Source organism: Peribacillus sp. NPDC056705, from assembly GCF_043656335.1.
Genome location: NZ_JBHTYI010000282.1, coordinates 1 through 1,046, shown reverse-complemented (window position 1 = coordinate 1,046; position 1,046 = coordinate 1). Strand labels below are relative to the sequence as shown.

The 1,046-nt window shown below is 47.4% G+C and carries 1 protein-coding gene; it reads left to right on the top strand.

Features of this window, described 5'->3' with window-relative positions:
- Positions 1-194: 194 nt before the first annotated feature.
- Complete coding sequence (locus ACFRAK_RS29720; protein ID WP_394573296.1) at positions 195-851, top strand: DNA-binding response regulator; 657 nt, start codon at positions 195-197, stop codon at positions 849-851.
- Positions 852-1,046: the final 195 nt, after the last annotated feature.

The following is a 1,046-nucleotide window of genomic DNA, read 5'->3' as shown; positions in this document are numbered from 1 at the left end:
ATACTTCATGCAGCATAGATCTGCGCCTATTGGATTAAGAAGCTTGCTTTCGATCCTTCGTTTCCTGGGATTAATCGGTTTTGCATCATAGCGGCAAACAACGAAAGCGCGCACCTATGGCGTTGATTTAGTTATGACTGCGCTTACTTTACATAGAGATTCGAGTTTTTGATAAACAGGGGGTCTATTGAATAATGAAACAGGTTTGGCGGGTAGTGATTGTCGGCAGTCAGCCTACGAGTATGCTCGGCACAAAATTAATCTTGGAAGAGGAGCGCGACCTGCTCGTTGAAGGCATGACCTCTTCGGATACGGAAGGACTTCGAATGGTCAGCGAGATGCTGCCCGACTTGGTACTGCTGGATTATTCCTTACAGGATCATACCTCGGAAACCGTGCTTGAGCAGATGAAGCAGCTCTCACCTAAGACCCATATCGTGATCATGACAGACAATGATGGTCTTCCGTTGTTGCAATCCTTGATCAGCCGCGGTGCAAGCGGGATATTGTCCAAACAAGCATCCACCTTTCAACTCATACATATGATCACAGGCTTGCGGGAGGGTGTGGCCTCCTTGCCGCTGGATTGGGTACGACAAGGAATATGGCCGCTGACAGCCTCCGGCATGAATGAAGGGGGACTGCAGCTCTCCGAGACGGAAGCGTTTATTATGGAACGGATTGTACAAGGGATTACATACGATAAGATTGCCGTCGAGATTCAGGTGAGCCGTCGCTCCATCGATAATTATCTGCGTAAGATTTATGTCAAGCTGGGCGTATCCACCAGAGCGCAAGCCATTGAGAAGTACGCGCTATATACGCGTCAAGGCAGACAAATATATGCGTGAATTCGTACATAAGGTATAATATATAATGATCGGGAATATCTTTTAGATGTTGTTACGATAGTCTGAATACAAATAAAACCGAGGTTTTGATAAACGGTTAGAGGAGGAGGGACTTCCATGCAGTTTTCCTTTGCTTCCCGTGCACAGACCCTGTTGTCATCCCCGCTGCGCGATATTAGGGAACTTGCGAAGCGG

Excerpts from the sequence above, each read along its gene's own strand:
- ACFRAK_RS29720 (WP_394573296.1), top strand. The coding sequence starts at position 195 with ATGAAACAGGTTTGGCGGGTAGTGATTGTCGGCAGTCAGCCTACGAGT.